General features: G+C 42.2%; 15 protein-coding genes. All 15 read right to left on the reverse strand.

Annotation, left to right across the window (positions count from 1 at the left end):
* A partial coding sequence (locus K2G43_RS10105; protein ID WP_300154784.1) for an RAMP superfamily CRISPR-associated protein occupies positions 1 to 1,114 on the reverse strand: 1,114 nt, incomplete at its 3' end.
* A 14-nt stretch (positions 1,115 to 1,128) separates the two neighbouring features.
* Complete coding sequence (gene cmr5 / locus K2G43_RS10110; protein ID WP_300154787.1) at positions 1,129 to 1,503, reverse strand: type III-B CRISPR module-associated protein Cmr5; 375 nt, start codon at positions 1,501 to 1,503, stop codon at positions 1,129 to 1,131.
* Positions 1,493 to 2,368, reverse strand: coding sequence for a type III-B CRISPR module RAMP protein Cmr4 (cmr4, locus tag K2G43_RS10115; RefSeq protein ID WP_300154789.1), 876 nt, complete (start codon positions 2,366 to 2,368; stop codon positions 1,493 to 1,495). Before cmr4 ends, cmr5 begins: the two co-directional genes overlap by 11 nt.
* 8 nt (positions 2,369 to 2,376) lie before the next feature.
* Positions 2,377 to 3,429, reverse strand: coding sequence for a type III-B CRISPR module-associated Cmr3 family protein (locus tag K2G43_RS10120; protein WP_300154792.1), 1,053 nt, complete (start codon positions 3,427 to 3,429; stop codon positions 2,377 to 2,379).
* Positions 3,422 to 4,888 carry a type III-B CRISPR-associated protein Cas10/Cmr2 gene (locus K2G43_RS10125; RefSeq protein ID WP_300154795.1) on the reverse strand — a complete coding sequence of 489 codons (1,467 nt, stop codon included), beginning with the start codon at positions 4,886 to 4,888 and terminating at the stop codon, positions 3,422 to 3,424. Before K2G43_RS10125 ends, K2G43_RS10120 begins: the two co-directional genes overlap by 8 nt.
* Complete coding sequence (locus tag K2G43_RS10130) at positions 4,885 to 6,141, reverse strand: hypothetical protein (RefSeq protein WP_300154798.1); 1,257 nt, start codon at positions 6,139 to 6,141, stop codon at positions 4,885 to 4,887. The genes K2G43_RS10125 and K2G43_RS10130 overlap by 4 nt, the downstream gene beginning before the upstream one ends.
* 17 nt (positions 6,142 to 6,158) lie before the next feature.
* The gene (locus K2G43_RS10135) at positions 6,159 to 6,629 is read right to left on the reverse strand and encodes a hypothetical protein (protein WP_300154801.1); all 471 of its coding nucleotides are present in this window, start codon (positions 6,627 to 6,629) and stop codon (positions 6,159 to 6,161) included.
* Positions 6,626 to 8,005: a CorA family divalent cation transporter gene (locus tag K2G43_RS10140; RefSeq protein ID WP_300154804.1), complete on the reverse strand. Its 1,380-nt coding sequence runs from the start codon at positions 8,003 to 8,005 to the stop codon at positions 6,626 to 6,628. The genes K2G43_RS10135 and K2G43_RS10140 overlap by 4 nt, the downstream gene beginning before the upstream one ends.
* A gap of 76 nt (positions 8,006 to 8,081) precedes the next feature.
* Positions 8,082 to 8,855, reverse strand: coding sequence for a hypothetical protein (locus K2G43_RS10145; RefSeq protein ID WP_300154807.1), 774 nt, complete (start codon positions 8,853 to 8,855; stop codon positions 8,082 to 8,084).
* Between the two features lie 11 nt (positions 8,856 to 8,866).
* Entirely contained in the window at positions 8,867 to 9,514 is a 648-nt protein-coding gene (locus tag K2G43_RS10150; protein ID WP_300154810.1) for a CRISPR-associated endonuclease Cas6, read from the reverse strand.
* Positions 9,515 to 9,549: 35 nt separating this feature from the next.
* On the reverse strand, positions 9,550 to 10,167 hold the full coding sequence (locus K2G43_RS10155; protein ID WP_300154813.1) for an NYN domain-containing protein: 618 nt from the start codon (positions 10,165 to 10,167) through the stop codon (positions 9,550 to 9,552).
* Positions 10,168 to 10,777: 610 nt separating this feature from the next.
* Complete coding sequence (locus tag K2G43_RS10160) at positions 10,778 to 11,452, reverse strand: ABC transporter ATP-binding protein (protein WP_300154816.1); 675 nt, start codon at positions 11,450 to 11,452, stop codon at positions 10,778 to 10,780.
* 290 nt (positions 11,453 to 11,742) lie between these two features.
* Positions 11,743 to 14,049, reverse strand: coding sequence for an FtsX-like permease family protein (locus tag K2G43_RS10165; protein ID WP_300154819.1), 2,307 nt, complete (start codon positions 14,047 to 14,049; stop codon positions 11,743 to 11,745).
* Positions 14,050 to 14,065: 16 nt separating this feature from the next.
* A complete protein-coding gene (locus K2G43_RS10170; protein WP_300154822.1) occupies positions 14,066 to 16,426 on the reverse strand; it encodes an FtsX-like permease family protein in 2,361 nt (786 codons plus the stop codon).
* A 35-nt stretch (positions 16,427 to 16,461) separates the two neighbouring features.
* A complete protein-coding gene (locus K2G43_RS10175; protein ID WP_300154825.1) occupies positions 16,462 to 18,861 on the reverse strand; it encodes an ABC transporter permease in 2,400 nt (799 codons plus the stop codon).
* Between the last annotated feature and the right edge of the window lie 49 nt (positions 18,862 to 18,910).

Below are 18,910 nucleotides of genomic sequence, written 5' to 3' on the forward strand. Positions count from 1 at the left end.
ATAATAGTTTCTGTCTCCGGCTTAATATGCCATCATGCAACTTGAAAAGGAAAGAAAAGGACACACAAGGACGAATCTTTAAGAAAGAGATAGGGTTCGGATCCTTAAATGGTGAAGGATGATGAGTGATTGTATCAATCTCAAATAACTCTTCGCTAAGCATGGGAAACGCATCAAAGAACACATCTCGCTCGTAGCTTGACAAAAGAGTGCCATCTTCTTTCTGGCCTTCAAAAATTTCTTTAGCCAACAAAGAGGCTTTTTGCAAACAATCATCAGATATAGTACTTGGAGAATCATTAAGCAAATCTTGGAATTCGTCCTTCAATTCTCTGATGATTTTTTTCTTTAAATTTGAGCTAAGTTCCAAAGTTTCTGCTATTATCTTTTCGTTCTCATTGATTATATCAACAACGGCATTAGAAGAATTCAATAGTTCATCCTCTTTCAAGCAATCTTCATCTGAAATTTTTCCATCCTCATGATTCTTCCATAATTCTTGCAACCTTTCTGCTACACATATTTTCCCGTACTCCTCTTTAGTCAATTCTGCAGGAAATCCCTTTTTCTTTTTATACTCTTTCCACAGTTTCTCTTGAGACTTAGAATCTGACGCTTTATACTTTTCCCACCGCTTCACTTGATACTTAGAATGAAGTTCACTTTCCCTGTTTGAATATTTGTTTTCAATATCAACCAGTTTTTGAATGATACCGGCAATGTATTTCCGTTTCTCGTCATAGCTGTCACAAAATCCTTGCTGATTGGAGATAGGAAACGACTCACGCAAAACGCCTTTCAACGATGAACCGGGGATGATAGGCAAACCGGTCGCATAGTCAAAGGCCATACCAAATTTAAGTTCCGGAATAGTTATCGTTTTCTTCTCCTCAGTAATTGTCCACGACAACGTCGTTTGATGCAGCATGCCTATTCCCGTGATTAGCCCCGGATAATAAGTGCTTAAGCTGAATTGTTGGTACGGAGCGGATGGTCCTTCGCATACCTTTTGCCGTTCATTTTTCAATTGTCGGATGACGGATGAATCAGCTTTCATCCCTTTCAGTTCTTCGTAGTAGCTTTTATTATAAAGCCATCCTATATTTTCTCTCATTTTTCCCTCCCTTCTTATTTGGCATTAAATATGCGCAAGGCTAATTTGATAGCTACCACAGCCTTTTCCACATCTTTCAGCAACTTGACTTGTTCTTTTCGTTTGGAATTCGCTAAGATATATTGAGAAAAACGTTCATTAATCGTATAGCCGAAATCTGTATTCAGCACATGAATGATGGCTGCAATCAGTTTACTTTTATCGGCTTCGGAAGCAGGGCTGTTCTCGTAAAAGATAACGGTAGGAAGCAATCCTGCCTGCATAATGGATGCACCCAATCCTGAAATATACCCCTTGAACACTTCTTTATAAAAACCTTCGGCATCAACAATGGAGGCTTCTGTCAGAGCGTTTATGGCTGTCTGAATATATTTATCTTCAATTTTCATAGTTAGCTAAATTTATAGAAGTGAGTAATTGAACTTTTGAGTATCCGTATCCAATGGTTGAATTTCCCCCAAACTGAACCAAGCCTGCTTCTAAAGCTTTCTCAAACTCCTCTTCTTTGTTTTCGTCCAACATGACCGTAAAATAGAATTGTGAAAAGCGGGGCACCACTTCTTCATACCACAGATTCTTGCTTTCGCCATTTTCCAGATAGTTGCGCGAAATGACAGGCAAGTGATTGTTATCACACAAATTGGTAAAATCTTCGCTGTTCATCAAGATGAAACGTTGGCCAAACAGTTGATTCAAAGTTGAAAGATGATTTTCTCCGATGATATCAGAGTACCTTGCTTTAAGATAGAAGTCTTCGACGATGGCTTTGTTTAACTCTGTCTTAAAAACATACGGAGAACCTACCGGTACATCTACCTTGCTTAATGCTTGCAATGCCTCCGATACAGTTTCGTCTATTTTTATATTAAAGGCTTCGATTTTTTGCAACAATTCTTTTATGACGGAAGAAGTTATCGCACGCATATAGGGTGTTTTATCACTCCTGACGGGATATGAGAGGAGATTTGCTTCGAAAAAGCGGAACTTGCCTTGCTGCATGTTTTCCTTTTTATCCTTAGGAGAAGAGCCAAACACCTCTTTAACAAATGATTTTCTGTCACTTGTCAGCACTTCTGCCGGCACACCACTTTCGAAATATTCACGCAATGCCCCTTTCAAGCTTGACGAATTGATGTTAGGATAGTTGTTCAACACATCCCGCTGTACCAAATTGTCGATAACTCCCATGTTATATTCACCACTGCCCACATGCAGATTGCTCATTGTCGTAATTACATACATCTTTGTTTTCATAATACTACTCATTTATAAAGTTTACATTGATTATAACCATAATTCTGAAAATACTCATTATTAATCAGTTTACAAATTTCCTGCTCTTGCTCATCAGTTTCATAGTATAACACAGACCCTCTCCGCAAGAGGTTATAGCGGCAGCTTCGTTCCTTTTTTATATCTAAGGCCGCATAATTATGATCGGCTTTCCATGGACGCGTGATACATCTGAAAGAAATTGTATCAGTCCATGCAAAAGAACAATGCTGATAGATTTCAGCGGGAGCAAAAGCCTCACTAAAGAAAACTACTTGTTTCAGCTCTGCCGGCTTTATCTGCATATTGTCCCATAACTGAGAAAGTTGTTCCATGTCTTTTTCTGGAGTTACTTCCATCTTGAACATGGAGCGCTCGGCACCTAAAGATACCAACAAAAGGTTGTCCAATTCTATTCCGAGCCGGGCATAAAAGACAAATTTGTAATCTTTCCTCAAGGAATACATTTCACCTTTAAAGTATCCGTCCTTGTTGTCATCATCACGCTGTGTCATCTGCTTGGTAATGCCAATTTTAGACTTGCTGATGAATATCTTATCATCAACAACATTTTCATTAGGTTGACCAGTCAAGCAAGAGATCCATATCTCTCTTGCATCTTGCATCTTAATCGGCACAGGCAATTGCTGTTTTTCCCCATTCAGATATACGCAAGTTCTTTCAAACTGAATCTCGCTCCCATAATTCAAAGGAGCTCGATTGAACACTTCTCCTTGGTATTGAATCATAACCGGAGATATGGAATCTATCAATCCTATCTTCCGAAGTGATTCTTCACCATAAAGAGGATTGAATCCCCAGTTACCTATTGCATCTGCCACCTCATTCTCTTTCCCTGAAGCGTTCAACAAATCTTTCTTCTTCAGAATCTCATAACGGAGCATACCTATTATGGCACTTTCTTGAGGGCACTTATTGGACTTGGCGTAATAGTTAGCCTGTTCGGAGCCTCCGTATGTGATTTCTCCACCGAAAAAATACCAGTCTAACGGTGTCAATGTAATCTTGTATGTATTAATCATGGCGTTTCGTATTAATAAAATGGATCAAACGTAACAGAGAGACAGTAGCGTCAATCGCTTGCGTCACATCTTTCAACTCAACAGAACATTCGCAGATATAACAGCCAGCCTTTTTTATAAAATCCCATTTCGTCGTATGGACATCTTCGTTCAATGAATTTTTCAAAAAACTTTCCATCATGGCGCTGCATTTATTCGAATCACTTTCTGATAATACAGCTTTTATAATCTGTCTGTTCTTTTCGAACCAGTAGGTGAGAGAATGAAGGAATAATTCATTGTCAATATAAGCCCTTAACAAACCAAGGGCTGTTTGATAGCTTTTTTCTCCTTTCTTTAGTTTCAAAACGGATGTTTGCCCACTATGTTTTTGCAATCGGCTTACAATAGCGTTCTTTGTCCCCTCTTTGGCGTTGGCCAATCCTTCGCGGGTGTAGTCTAAGGCTTCTCCCATAGGAAACTTCATATATGTTATGGAAACTCCAAAGGAAATGGTAGGCGGATCCGGCAACACCTTCATCTTCTCATTAAAAGCGGTACTGATATTTTCCATCAAATCAAAGACTGTGGCACCTTCATATTTGACAGGGGCAAAGATTAACAAGTCGTCTCCGCCGGAAAAGATGACACGCGCTCCAAATTGTGGCGCTATTTTTATAACCTCTTGCCCGAATTCAAAAAGCAGTTTACTCAATTCCGTTATAGAGCGGCCTTGTTTGTGCATTTTATTGATGGTTTTTGTCATATTATCACCGTCAGCCGATATAACAGCGATGTATTGGTGATATGCCATAGGTTGGATGTTAGCATTGGGAGATTTCTTACATTCAGCTCTTGCTACCGTATCAATCGCACCGAAATGTGTTTTGTTGTCGCCAAATGCTGATGTTACCAAAAAAGAATCATAGAGTTCATTGCATTCAAAAAAATACAAAAGATAGTTGTCTGTCTCTTTCAAGTTATAAACATCCTGCATTTCCAGCAAGTCGAATATGGGGTTAAATATGTTCGCTACATTTCCCATATCCTTTTCCCCCTCTGTAATGTCTTTTTCAAAACAATAGATTTTGATGTAGTTGCGCAGAAATGTTAAGACTGAGTCTTGCAAGTCTTTCCTTTTATTAGAACAAACTTTATATTTAGAAGTCGTGACCAAAGTATTCGTTATATTCTCACTAATCGTATCTAAAACATTGTTTATCTGTGTTGTCAACAGATTAAAATCATTTTCTTCTGCTTGAAACACATAACGATCCGGAAAACATCCTACTCCATTGTTTGCATTCCACAGTTCCGGCTTATTTACTATAGGGTAAACAAAATTCCTCTCCTTGAATTCTGATATGATTTCTTTCGCCAAATAGCTGAAGAAAAAGCTGGAAGCCCATAGTGCCTTGGTGCTTTTAGCAGTTTCGGTGATGCGGGTAATTGGCCCAAAGGTTATTCCGATGTAGTTCATGGCTTTATTTTCTTTAGGTTTGTAAAGCAGTTATTTATGTTGTTACGTCGTTCTGTTGCTCCATTTGTCGCAGCATTGGACAATGATGTTATAAGATTTCTTCTTTGAGCATATATCCAATTGAAATACTGAATCACAGAAAAATCATTTGCTGTTTTAAAAGTTTCATTTTTGTTTCCATCCCAAATAATCTTAACATCTTTGTTTCTCATTTCAGTGGGAATTTCTGAAAGATAAATATAGACAACATATTGTCCCCCATTTTTAATAGGTTTAAACAATACAGGAGATTTAAAACGAGCAATCCGATCGTTATCAACTTCTCTTTTCAGAGAGTGTTTGTTGGTGAGCGTAGCACTAACTTTATACCAGGTTTCATTGGTTGATAGTCCTAATAGCTCTTTATAAATGTGCTCATTACCAGTATTGCCTTGAAAATTTAGAATCTCAGCATTGGAATGTTTATTCCGTTGCTCTGTCTTCTCATCGTTTGTATAAAATTGCTGTTTGATAGTTTTCTTGTCCCATTGAATATTCTGTTCTGCCAGATACTTATAAAGTGCAGATTTTATATATAATCCCCGGTTATTTATTCCGGCACGGATTACTGAATAAAAGTCTGATATTTGTTCGAATAACACTTTGACATCATTTGTAGAAACAATAAAAGAGTAATCGGCATTTTCCAGTTGGTTCTCTTTATCCTTAATAAAAAAGCTGCCATAACCTTTCGTTTGCCGGGAACCAAAATTTGTTTGCGACAAAAAAACAGGAAATCTTTGTTCTATGACTTTAATCAGCCCTGAATGTTGCGAAGTAAATCGCAAGATAACGTCATCATCATATAAGATTCCTCGTTTCTTTTCTACGGTTCCTTGATTGGCAAAATACATACACATGGCATTATCGTCATAATACAAGGGGTTCTTCGAAGACGGAAGTATAGTCAACTTATAGTCCAGCCCTCTGAAGCCATCTTTGAACTTTTGTTCCAATGTCTTTTCTCGCTTTCCGACATATTCTTTTATCCTTTTAATTTCATCTTCAGTTTTCGCTTCCATCTCCATCTGTTCATCGGATAGATGTAAAGCTCCAACCAAGTACCGTTTCCACTTATCAAAAGCGTCATTTCCGATAAGAAATTTGTCTAACCTTGGTTTTACCTCCGACGCCCGCAACGTCGCCCCATCCTGATAATGCTGAAAATGTATCAAGGGAGTGTGTTGCTGTAAAATGACTTCAAGTGTTTCCATGATATTCGTATTTTAGATTATTGCTTACTCTGAAACTCATCGTTCAACTCCTTAAATCCCTTTTCTGAGAAAAGGAGTTTATTTTCTTCTGCCAACTTGACGAGCAGGAAATCATAAAAGTCGGACAAATGCTTTTCATAATCTTCCGCTTTTCCATTCAAAGTGTTTTTTACTTGTTTCAATTCATTTTTCAGCTTCTCGCGTGCCTCTTCCAATCGTTTGATTTTCTCTGTCTGATAAACTTTTTTCATCTCTTCTGTGCGGATGTATTCTTTCAGAAAATCACGCGCTTCAGCATCCTTTTTGGCATCCTCCGAGGTGCGTATATGCCGCCCTGCCAGCCATGGTATCAAGAAGATGAATACAATCAACACAATGATTCCCACAAGATGTAACAAGAACATTCTGTCACTTTCCGTTTCCCAACATGCCAAGACGATAATCCCGATGAGTGCACCCAAATAGCACTCTGTTACTTTCCAGTTCATAATCTTTTCTTTCTATTATAAATTATAATTAATGCACACAATGTTCCCGCTATAAGCATCCAAACTTGATAATTGAACAGCGGAGCTGTCATTACCTCCTCCAACGGATTCATTCCCCAAAAACCGGTAATCACCGTAATGGGTAAAAAGAGCGTAGCGATGTTGTTCAACACTTCGGCCTTGATGTTTCTGCTCCGGTCTTCCTTCAAAGAGACATATTCATGCAACTCCCCTATCTCGTTGTCAAGATCCTTGATGTATTCTTCCATGTTCAGGCATTTTTGCAGCATGGCGTACAGCTCTATACCCTGGTCTTGCACCGTCACTTCTCTGAAATAGATCTGGTTGATGAAACGAATATATTCCTTATATAAGGAGCTGATGCGGTTGGATATGACACCTACCTTTTCGTGCGACAAGTTGCTTACCTTTGTCACTTCTCCCGAGAAGCGTAGCATGGATGCCCTTTGCACCAAGACAAGCTCTACCATACGGGCATAAATGGTTTGGAAACATTCCAGCAGATGATCGGGCGCACCATCGTTTGCCAGATACACCAATGCATAGCGGCATACGCCGTATAGCGAACTGTATTTTTGCCAACGGAAGTAGGTGTGCTCTTCCAGCAGCTTCTTTTTCATTTCGTTGTTTTGGCAGGTCTCGAAAGTGCCGTCCACGAACAGGTATTTGTACCAGAAACTAGAGAAGTCATTCTCGGGGTCGCAACAAGCCTGCGGATCATCGGTGAATTGCTTGGCCAGCTCGTTGTTCTTGTACCAGCAAGCCACAAACATGCGGTCGTCTATTATCGGCTCTATCAGGATGTTATCGGCCAGCTCCTGTATCAGATTCAAGATAAAGGAAGCCGGTTTCCAACAATCAGAAGTCTTGTAGCTTTTGAAATCCTCTTTATAATTGTGGGGAGAATACAATCCCTGGATGTCAATGTACTCGCTTGTTTCATTCCGATACGTAATGTCGTCATAGAAAGGAGGAAATATCCGTCGGCCATACTGGTTGATAAGCAGAATGTCTTCGGGGTTGCTTTGGCTCTCCTCCTCATTTTTGAGATAGAAGGACATAAAACCTACTCCGGTGGCATACAGATTGATGTTGATGGCATCTACGGTCAGTATGAATGGCTCTTTGCGCCCTTTTACCTTAATCAGATAGTGTATGTTCTTTGTCAGTTTAGGCTCCTTGCGTTCAAAATGGCGAATCAGTTCCAATGGGTTTCCCGCTTCGTCATACAGGATGTTGTGGACAAACTTGTAATAGTAGTTCTTCTCATTATAAAGGTTCTTCTCCTCTTCTTCAGATTCCGGTTTTGGGGCATGTTCCCACGATGAGGAGGCCCGATACTTGATATTGTCCAAACATATCTGTTCGGAAAAAGTTTTTGTTTCACTTCCTTCGGTTTGCCACTTGAAGGGGAAATAGAAAATGTGATAACTATAGGTCATTGTGAATGGATATTATGTGATGGATGATTCGTGTTAATTCCTCCGGGCTGAAAGCATCTGCGGCTGTGCCAAAATAGCCCTGTTCGCCTCCCCCATAGAAGCAACGGCGATTTGATATTTCCGTCCGGTAAATGGCCGCCAGTTTAGAAGCGCCTTTGCCATAAAACACACATTCATGGTCTGTATGAATAAGCAGTTGCTTGTATGGGAACAAGCGGTCGCATATCGGTGAAAAGCGCGAAGAGCAGGCTTTCACGATGATCAAACCGTCATCAAGAGACCTCATGCCTTCATCAATCGCTTTTTCTGCTTGCATTTCCTCTTCGAAGGTGATTCCCTGTGCTTTTCTATCTGCCAAACGAATTTGGATTGTTTCCAGTTCAGTAGCTCCGGCACGGTACATCTCCGGAATGTACCCGCTATCATTAGCTGCAACCAACTGCTGATAGCGGTTCAACGGATAATTCAAGATAGCCGCCACTTGCTGTAAGGATGATTCCTTTTTTGCGTAATCATTATGATGGTCTATGCGCATGTAATTGTCCGGTGCGACCATATCTTCTTGTAATTCGATGCCATATATCATCCATGAAGAGTCACCGGCATGCAAATCCAGTTCTTGCTTGTATTGGCTCAATAAAGCATTATCCCATTGCAGCATTTTATCCCTGTATGCAATGCCCCGGCTTTTCAATATATCGAGAATTGTGAGCATCTCCAAATCATGGCCACCCAAAAGAAAAATCATTTTGTCTTCCATCATAACAGCTCTTTTTAATATGAAATTACTCCATGATTGATACTTGCCCCTTTTCCCAAACCGATATGGCGAGGCAAGAGGATGTTGCTTTGGAAATTGACGTCAAACGCAGTCAGCCCCACCCCTTTGTAAAAAGAGGTATATTGATTACTGATTGCTGTCAATTTGCACGTAATGGGCTGCGCAGCGTGAAATCCTACCCCTTTGGATAAAGACAAGATGTTGCCTACCAATATCTTTTCCAACATTTGAACACGTTCTGAAACAAAAGGAAGTTGTTGGAATTTATGGTAATTTCCTTGATTCAAGGGAAACCAATTGCTGATTGTATAACCAAACGGAGATTCTGCAAAACCGATTGAAAAGATTCCTCGCTGCACGGATTGTACTTTCAGGTCCAACGTACGATTGCCCAAGGTGCAAGGCATTTGACAAGCATTCGCCAGCTTTTCTATGGCCTTGGCGCCAGAGTCAATGCCCAAAAGACCGGCATATCCTTTTATCCTTTTGTACTGAATCAAAGGATAAGAATATCTGAATCTGTCATCCAGGTGATTATGGAACAAACTGTTGTTCTTGAAATGGTTGATAATGGCCCCTCGGAACAAAGCTATCTCCTCATTGCTTATCCTATTCTGAAATTGTATATATAGATACTCCATATCGCTTCGCTACGTCAAGTAAATACCTTTTATCGTTACTTGCAAATCTGTTGCAACAACGCTTTGTCTTCTACAAGCAGGTCACTGATTTCAAGATGCATACATGCTTCCTCTCGCAACAGCTTGGCTGTAGAGGTGCTCTTGTCATTCAGCACGTCCCATGTCAACAGAATGGTATGTATCTTCAAGGCTTTCAGTTTACGTATAAGCATTTCGTGATCGGCATCTCCCGTTATCAGCACGACGTAATTAAACTTGCGGATGGTCGCCAATTCGTACGCTTCGAGAGCAAACCATACGTCAATTCCTTTTTCCACGACAGTGATGGCTCCGTTCTTCTGAATTTCGCGCAAGTGTTTGTAGTGGAATATCACATCGTTTTCTATCAAAGTGTCTTCAAATTTGCGCTCGCAGAACAGCAGGTGTTTACTATTGGCCTCATTCACGCGATAACGTCCTCGGAAATAATGGCTTTCGGTAATCTGGCAATCCGCAAGCGGCGATCGGCTGACCTGGCTCACCTGTCGGCGAATGAAATTCATGATGCCGCTGATGTTGATGTTCAACGAAAGCTGTTCTTCCAACGCTTCGTTCACTTTTGCATAATAACCTCCGTCAATGAAGAGTCCTATTGATTGATAAGTGTCGTTCATAGTTTGTTTTGATTTATTGATAATCCGCAATATTAGGCATCTTATTTGAATTGTGCAAGGAATACATGAGAAAAACATCCCTAAAAGTACGTTTTTTTTATTTGTAGGAGTTAAAGACGATATTACAGCATAGCAATATAACTCCAATAAACTTGAATTGGGAAAAGAAAATCAATATGACAGTGATTCCAGGATTTTGCTTTCTTCTCAGTTTTTCAAATTGCGGCAAACAGAAGGGTACGACAGAGCCTTTAAAAAGTACGAACGAAGTGTTTCCAAAGTTTTACTTAACTGTTTCTTCGGAATTACTTCATTGTTGCCAAAGAAATAATGAAGTAAAACTTCGGAAATAGTTAAGTAAAACTTCAAAAAAAGGAGAATCGGAGTGGAAAATTCGCTTTACGAAAACAGAAAAACGTTGTTTTTTTGCCTTTTTCGGCGTTTTTTTTCTCTATTTCATTTGTATATATTTTTATATTATTCTATAAATCAATAAAATCTAGAGAAACGTTTCTGTTTTTATCGCCGCTCCTTATCTTGTATGGAAATAAGCGATTCTCAGTGATCTCAAAATACAAAATGTCAGAAGTGACAAAATGATATTATAGGTTTACAAGTTCGCTTCCGTCACCACCTGTCCGTCGAACAGATTGATGACACGTCCGGCAAAGCCTGCATCGTGTTGCGAGTGTGTCACCATGACAATGGTGGTGCCCTCTTTATTCAATTCGCTCAACAGCTCCATCACCTCTTTTCCGTTTTTGGAATCCAGGTTACCGGTAGGCTCATCGGCAAGTATCAGTTTGGGATTCGACACAACAGCACGCGCTATGGCCACACGCTGCTGCTGTCCGCCGGACAACTGCTGCGGAAAATGCTTACTGCGGTGCATGATGGCCATACGCTCCATAGCAGTTTCCACCCGACGCTTGCGTTCAGCAGCAGGAATCCCCATGTAGAGCAACGGCAATTCAATGTTCTCGTACACATTCAACTCATCTATCAGGTTGAAACTTTGAAATACGAAGCCGATGACTCCTTTGCGCAGGTTGGTACGTTGGGCTTCCGTATATTTGGACACCTCTGTCCCATTCAGGTAATACTCTCCGGAAGTAGGATTGTCCAGCAGACCAAGGATGTTCAGCAGAGTGGATTTTCCGCAACCGGAAGGTCCCATGATAGCAACGAATTCACCCTCTTTCACTTCGATGTTTACATTGTTTAAAGCCAAAGTCTGTACTTCCTCAGTTCTGAAAATCTTCTGTAAATTTACGGTCTTAATCATAATGTTTTTTGTTTTTATGGTTGATACTATTATAATATTATAATAATTATCACCCTGTTGGCGGATTTAAATCAGCAGGGAAATGACTTCTGCAATTTCCCCTATATTCTCTGGTTTGACAGACACTTGCATCTGTCGTCTCAAGCACTTGTGTCTGTCCACTTGAACACAAGTGTTTGTCATGTAGAACACAAGTGTCTGTCATTCAATCTTCAAACATCTAACAATCAGTATATTAATCAATGCAAAAAAAAGGAGCAGGCCTACGAATTAATTTCGCCAACGGGCAATTATTCCTTTTTCAATATACTTGCCGGATTGAGGTGCATCACTTTATAAATTTTGTAAGCTGTAATGCAGAATATCAAAAGTGCCATTGCCAGGAATAGCAGAATGCCCCAATCCCAACGGTATATGTTTTTAAGCCCTGATCCTTCCAACATACTTGCCATCATCAAACGCAACAAGGGATAAATCGTACAAAATGCGGCAAGATAGATAATTAGGTAAACCTTGCCAAATAGCAGTGCGATGGTTTTAGGAGTGGCACCATTGATTTTTCGGATGGCCACTTCTTTCTGACGGCTCATCGTATCTAAGGAGATGGCAGAATAAACGCTGAGAATGACCAAAAGCACACTGATGACAGCCAATAGCATGGAAGCCCCCAATATCATTTGCATAATTCCTATAGTGGTTTGTTTGGTATCGTTGATGCAATGAATGTCCAATGGCAAAGTGCCGGGTACGTAGCGGCGGCATATTTCCGTGATCTGCTTAATGGCATTAGGTGTTCTATTTGAATCAATTACCTTAAAATAGTATATTGATACTTCCGGACTTACTAAGAATACAGATCCTGAAACATTCAGTTGGTCTGCAGCCCCTTCTTTATACAAGGCCTCGTAGGTTCCTGCAATCTGATAATCGGAGCCACTCAATCTGACAGTCCCTTCTATACTGTCTTTTTGTAGTTGTTCCTTGAATTTCCGACTTACATATACTGTGCCTTTCACATTGCAATCCACTTTTTTCCCTTCCATCGGAATCCGGAAAAAATCAAAATAATGGGGATTCCCCTCCATCATTAGAACCCCTCTTGCTGGATGTCCGCTCTTTTCATATCTCATATAGGTAAACGAACCGAGATTAAATTGTTCAGAAATGCCTGTCTGGTCCGTAATGTCGGACAAAGAACGGATGTCGGACAGAATAGCATCCATATTCTGCCTCATACGCAGGCTGTTGACCGATAAGGAAATCACTTGTTTCTCTTCGTCCTTGTTCAACGGACTATACATCTTTCCCCATGTTTCATTGTAAGAAAGAACGATTCCATAGCTTCCCCCTACAAAAAAAATGGAAATGGCCAGCTGTAACCCTATCATGATGTTGCGGAACACATGCCGTTTCCGTTTTTGCACAATATGGTGAATGATGCTTAACCGACGTAACCGATAGATAGGATATATGATGACAATAGAACATATAGCCAACAAGCCGATATACAGAAAGAATTGAAATCTATACAAATCTGCCAACGGAAATTGAATCATATCTTCTTGCGAAACATAAGTGTACATCAGGGTAAGGAAAATTTCCGTTATCACCAGTGATAGGAAAAAAGCTGCCAGCAACATCCAGAACACTTCTGTAAAAAGCAGCAAGAACATCCCTTTGACATCCGACCCCATACATTTGCGGAGAGCCAGTTCGCGTTGGCGATTATAGAACATTTGAATGACAAATTTCATGAAATTAATCAATCCCGATAGTAAAATAAGCGAAGCCAAAAACCGTGCAAACAATATGCCGATGTTTCTCTGCAAGTCATTCTCACGCTCCGCTTGTGAATAAGCGCGGACGTGTAAATCCATCTCTCCTCGCTTCCAAGTTATTTTATCCAACTGTTTGTTCAGATTTTCCAATGTTGTCTGTCCGGCAAGATAGGTGTTTACACTAAGCTTCAGGCGAGGATTCATGGATAGTGGAAAATAGCAGTCGATGCTTTCCGCTTTATCGTCATCCACTACACTTACAATCTTATAATCCTTAATCTGATTAGGCAAATGGCGATAGTTTGTTTCCAGATGGACAATCATACCTATCGGATTTTCTTTTCCGAATGCCTTCCGGGCAAATGAACGCGATATGACAACCTCATCGGGAGCAACTAGTTTCTTGTCCTTATTCTCTACCTTCTTATTGTAATAAGAGAAAAACGAGGGCGACACACAGCGGTATTGTATCAGAAATGGAAATGCCTGCTGGTTCTTATCTATGACCGTGACTTCCGCTTGTTCTGCAAAAGAAGAGGCAACAAGCGTGTCGATTCCTGACAATGACAGACCTTCTATGTACGCAACATCTTCTTTCAACCAACGGACAAAATCAGCGGCTGTCTGAGGTGATGAAAGTGAAAGTTCAATACGACCTTCGTAATTAGGCAGTTCATCATTGTCAGTCACGCTGTTGATGAAGTGGTTCGCCACACTGAAACAGGTGATGCCCACTGCCAAGCAAATGACCGATATAAGGCTGTGTGCCTTATAGTTCAACAGATTGCGTAATGCTACTTTTAGATAATGCTTTATCATAGTGCTTCTGGATTTCTCATTCTGTTTTAATACTTTCAATCGGATTTACCTTATTCAACAGATAGCCCTGCAGGCCGATGGTAATAGCGGATATTCCCACAACTATCATCAGAGGCAATAGAAAATCGGTAATTGTCCAATCGGCTTTATAGGCAAACTGTTCTCGCCAGCGGAACATCAACCCATAAACGGTAGGGATGGCAAGAAGGTATGCAACCGCAATTTGCAGGCAGAAGGGCTTGCAGAACAGCCAGATGATGTGCCACGCCGTTGCTCCATGTATCTTGCGGATGCTTATTTCGCGGATGCGCTGGCGGGTGGCATACCAGGAGATGCCGAACAGGCCGAAGCAGGTCAACGCCAAACCAATCAGCGAATACCCTATTAGCATTTTAGATAAGGAACACACTTTGTCATTGCGTTTCATGAACTCCCGGTGCAGATCGGTATATTGGAACACACTGCCTTCATTCACCTTTTCCCACACCTGGCCTATCCGGCGTAAAGTCTCCTGACGTCTTTCCGGTTCAAGCCTGATATGAAGATAATCGGACCGAGACATTTTGTCGGCAGAAGCGACGTGAATCATGCAAGGGTTCACCTCCGCCTCTAACGAACCGGTAGAGAAGTCTTTTACGACACCGCCGATGGTATAGATGGAATCTGCCATAGCGAACTCAGCCATGAGGTGTCCGATGGGGTTTACGCCCGAAGGGACAAGGTTCCTGACATAACTTTCGTTGACGAGTACCGGATATGGATACTTCTCCACCAGTTGTTGGGGCGAATCTCCTGATAATTGTTGCAATCCCATTGTGCTGACAACATCCGTATCACCGGACAGCATCACCAAGTGGGATTTCTTTTCAGTTCCGTCGGGCTGCTTGATAGCCAGTTCTTGTATCCATGAACTCAAGACAGGACCGCCGGACAAGGACATGGACTGGATGCCTTGCCCCTGCTTCTCCAATTCATCTTTCAGGGGTGCAACGGAAGGCGATGCGTTAGATGCCCCGATTTCTATCAGGTTCTCATAGCAAGCCGCATGTTCGTTGATAAGGGAAATCTGCCTGTTGGCGGTAAGGGTGGCATAAATCAGCCCCATCGAAATCATAAACTGAAGGACAACCAGGCATGAGACAAACCGTTGCTTCCTCTTCCCTGCCTGAAGCGTCTTGTATTCGCTGAACGACAATGCCGACAACTTCCGGCTGATGTAGCACGCCGGAACAATTGCCATTATCAGGACGAACAGCAACAGGAAAGGCAACATCTGCATGCTGAAGAAGAAAGGGATGTCCAGGTGCGATGCCAGCAATCTGTTGAAGAAAGAGAGACAATCGCTGATAGCAAGCAGCGACAGCACGAATGCCAACAGCACCGTGAGGAACGCGTCGCCAAACAACTGAAGGCGGATGTCCTTTTTACGGCTGCCCATCAACTTTTCCACATGTATCATCTTCAGTTGTTGCAACACACGGCTCAGGCTCATATTAGTATAGTTGCAACAGGCAATGATAAGTATCAGCAAAGCGGAAGTCAGGCTGATGTACAGCAGTTGCATATTGCTCTGATTGATGTAGGACAAGGAGCGCCGGGGACTATTGCCCGGGGTAACGAAATAGAGGGCGGATAGCGGCTCAACATAATACTTTGTTTCTCCGGGCATCAAGGTCGGCACTTTATCCCGGTTGATTTTTTCTGCCAGTTGTCGGGGGCTTGTATGGGGAGCCAACTGCAAGAAGGTCAATCCTCCGAAGAAGTGAGCGTCCATGCCGGTCAGCATCTCAAACCGGAGAAGTGATTGTGGACGCGGTTTCAATACGGCAGTGACTTCATAACGCTTCACGCCATCCATGGCCGTTTTTACTTCCAGCAACTCCCCCAATGGGTTCTTGTCTCCGAAGACTTTCCGGGCAAAGGCTTCGCTGAGTGCCACCTTACCGGGTTGTTCCAACGCTTGCTTCAGACAGCCTGCGAAGGACTGATAGGTGAAGAAATGCTGCATGGTGGTGTCGGCACATATAAGCCTTGCCTCCCGGAAGACGTTTTCCTGGTATCGGCAATATTGCACATCATAGGAACTGAGGCGTAGATAGTCCGTTACTTCCGCATACTTTTCTTTCAGCACGGAAGGGATTCCGGCAGAAACATAAGTCGCCTTGCTCCCCTCCTGCAACGGGTCATCCTGTTGCAGGCAAAAGATGCGGTCTTTATTCCGGTTGCCGCTTTCGAAGTTGTAATCATGTACAAAGTAGGTAAACAGCAGGTTCGTGCATGCCAAGCCTACAGTCAGGCTCAGCACCGAAATTAGAAAGAAAACTTTGTTTCTCCACCAACTACGAACGATTATTTTCAAGGTTGCAAACAGGGTCATACACTTTGAATAAATGGATTCATATATAGATTATACTATTCGCTTTTAATCACTTCCGCCGGATTCGTCCTTGCGATTTTCAGAATGCGGAAAATGATGGTCAGGGCAGTGATGGTTGTAACTGCCGCAAAGATGGAAATCCAGAACAACGGACCGTCATTGAAGAAGACGATATACATGCCTTTCCAGGCTTGTATGAGGACATAGCATAAAGGAAATGCAACGGCTGCCGAGAATACGAGCAGGCAGACATACATACGAGCAAACAGGATGATAATCTGCTTCAATCCCGCACCATTCACTTTGCGGATTGCCACTTCCTTCTGTCGGCGTTCCGTGTCCAGCGTGATGGCGGAATAAACGCCCAGCAACGTGATAACGAGGCTGACCAGAGAGAAGAACAGAATGATTCCTTTCAGATTGTTCTCTATGGCTTGTTCCTTATGGATGTCCTCCAGCAAGGTCGAAACTTCTAATTGTATGCTCTCCGGAAGAGACTCCTCCAAAGTTTTCTTGACGAAAGCCTTTACCTCTTCTGCCTTTCCGGGCATACATTTCAGGTAGCAATGGCCTACATAATCCTTAAAATCACAAGGTAGGAAGACATATCCTTGACTCTGATAGTAAGTATCGGCAATAAAATCGGCACAAATGCCACATACCGTGTAGTCGCTCCGATAATTGTACAAGGTAGTGCCCAATAAATCCTTCTGCATGCGTTCCACCAGTTTGTGGTCTGCCACCATGTCTTTGTCTGTCTGCAACGTATGACCGGAGAGAATAGGAATCTTCATAAATTCGAAGAAATTGGCAGGAATGCTCATGACATTGACTTCAAAAGAGCTGTTCCGATCGCCTTTCTCTGTCTGCATACTGCTTCCCGACATGCCTTTCAGGTAATTTATATCGGTCAGCAATTTGTCTTTCACACCGGAGTGTTGGCTAATACGCTCTATAAGAGCAAGTCTTTCGTCATTTTTCAGGAAACGGTAATCTAGAGAAACGCTGAGGATTTCGGACTTTTCCTTTTCTGTCAGCGTCTGGAACAATGTCGCATTGGTCTTTTCCGCTTGCAAGTATAAAGCCACCGTGAAGATGAAAAACAACCAACAGATGAAAAACTGGATGCCCAGAAGCACATTCCGCATCCGCTGTTTGTGGCGTTTGGATTTGTTCATGTAGATATTCGTCTGAATGGACACATGTCTTACTCGCCATACGGTAAACAGACACAGCAGCAGGCACAGCCCGACAATGCCGACCATGTATTCCGCAGTCTGCATCCATAACAAGCCCTGCTCAATGGTCAATGTGAAATCGAACAAAGAGAAGGAAAGAGACGGATTTAGTATCTCTATCAGGCAGAAAGTCAGCAGAAAAGCAATCAGCAGAATCACTAAGGATTGGGTGAAGAGCAGTCCCAACAACTGTTTGCCATTACTTCCGTTCACTTTGCGGATGCCGAACTCGTGCGAACGGTTCAGGTAGCTTCCGGTCAGGAACTGGAAGAAGTTAAGCAGTCCCGTCAGCAGAATCAGGAGGCCGACAATGAAAGTGGTTCCGGCAAAATAGGGAACTACGGATTTCTCTAAGAAAATTTTGCCGAAATCCGATGCCGATACCACATTCTCTTCCTCATACAGTGTATGTTTCAAGTCCATCGCGCGGAAACTTGCTTCCAGTTGGGCGGTTGTCTTTCCCGGACGAAGAAGGGCGAAAGTAGAACCGCCGGTCATGCTGTCTCGTCTATCAGACAGCAAGAGTCCTTCGCTATCGTTCAGCGTCAGCATATCAATTTTTCTAAGAAAGCTCAGGCTGGTATTCAAGGGTATATCCTCTATTACTGCCTGTATGGTATAGACGATGCCCCCTGTCCGCGGAGTGGTGTTCGGTGACGTGGAGAGCCGTTGCATCAGAATCATCCGCTTCCCTATCGGATTCTCCCGGGTACCGAATATCTTTTGTGCTAAAGAACGCGTCAGTATCACAGCATTGGGAGTTTGCGAAGCCACGCCCCATGAACCTTGCCGCACTTCCGGAGTGAACACGCTATAATAGTTTGTATCTACTTCTATGGTATTCAGCTCCTCGTAAGGCAATTCTTTCCCATCCGCAATTTCCACGTTGTAGCTACGTGGGCGAGGATAAGCCATAAAAGTAAATGTTTCCGCTTCCTGAATCTGCATTTGGCGCAGCCTTTCGGGCAAAGTGGCAGGAGTTCCGGACCACATACGTCCGTCGGGATTATACATATTGATGTCGGCAATGCGTTCCTTGTACTTGAAGCATTGGTCTATAGCATGGATGTAGCGGTTGCAATAAAGACAGACGCTGAAGCAAAGTATGCCCACCGAAAGCCCGAGGATAGAGATGATATTCTGTGCCTTATACTTCAACAAGTTTCTGATGGCTACTTTCAAATAATGTATAATCATGTTTTCTGCTTTTTAGCTGTTTGCAATATCCTTTTTTTATGTTCTTTCT

Origin of the sequence: Bacteroides sp. (genome assembly GCF_029057325.1) — a bacterium.
Taxonomy (GTDB): Bacteria; Bacteroidota; Bacteroidia; order Bacteroidales; family Bacteroidaceae; genus Bacteroides.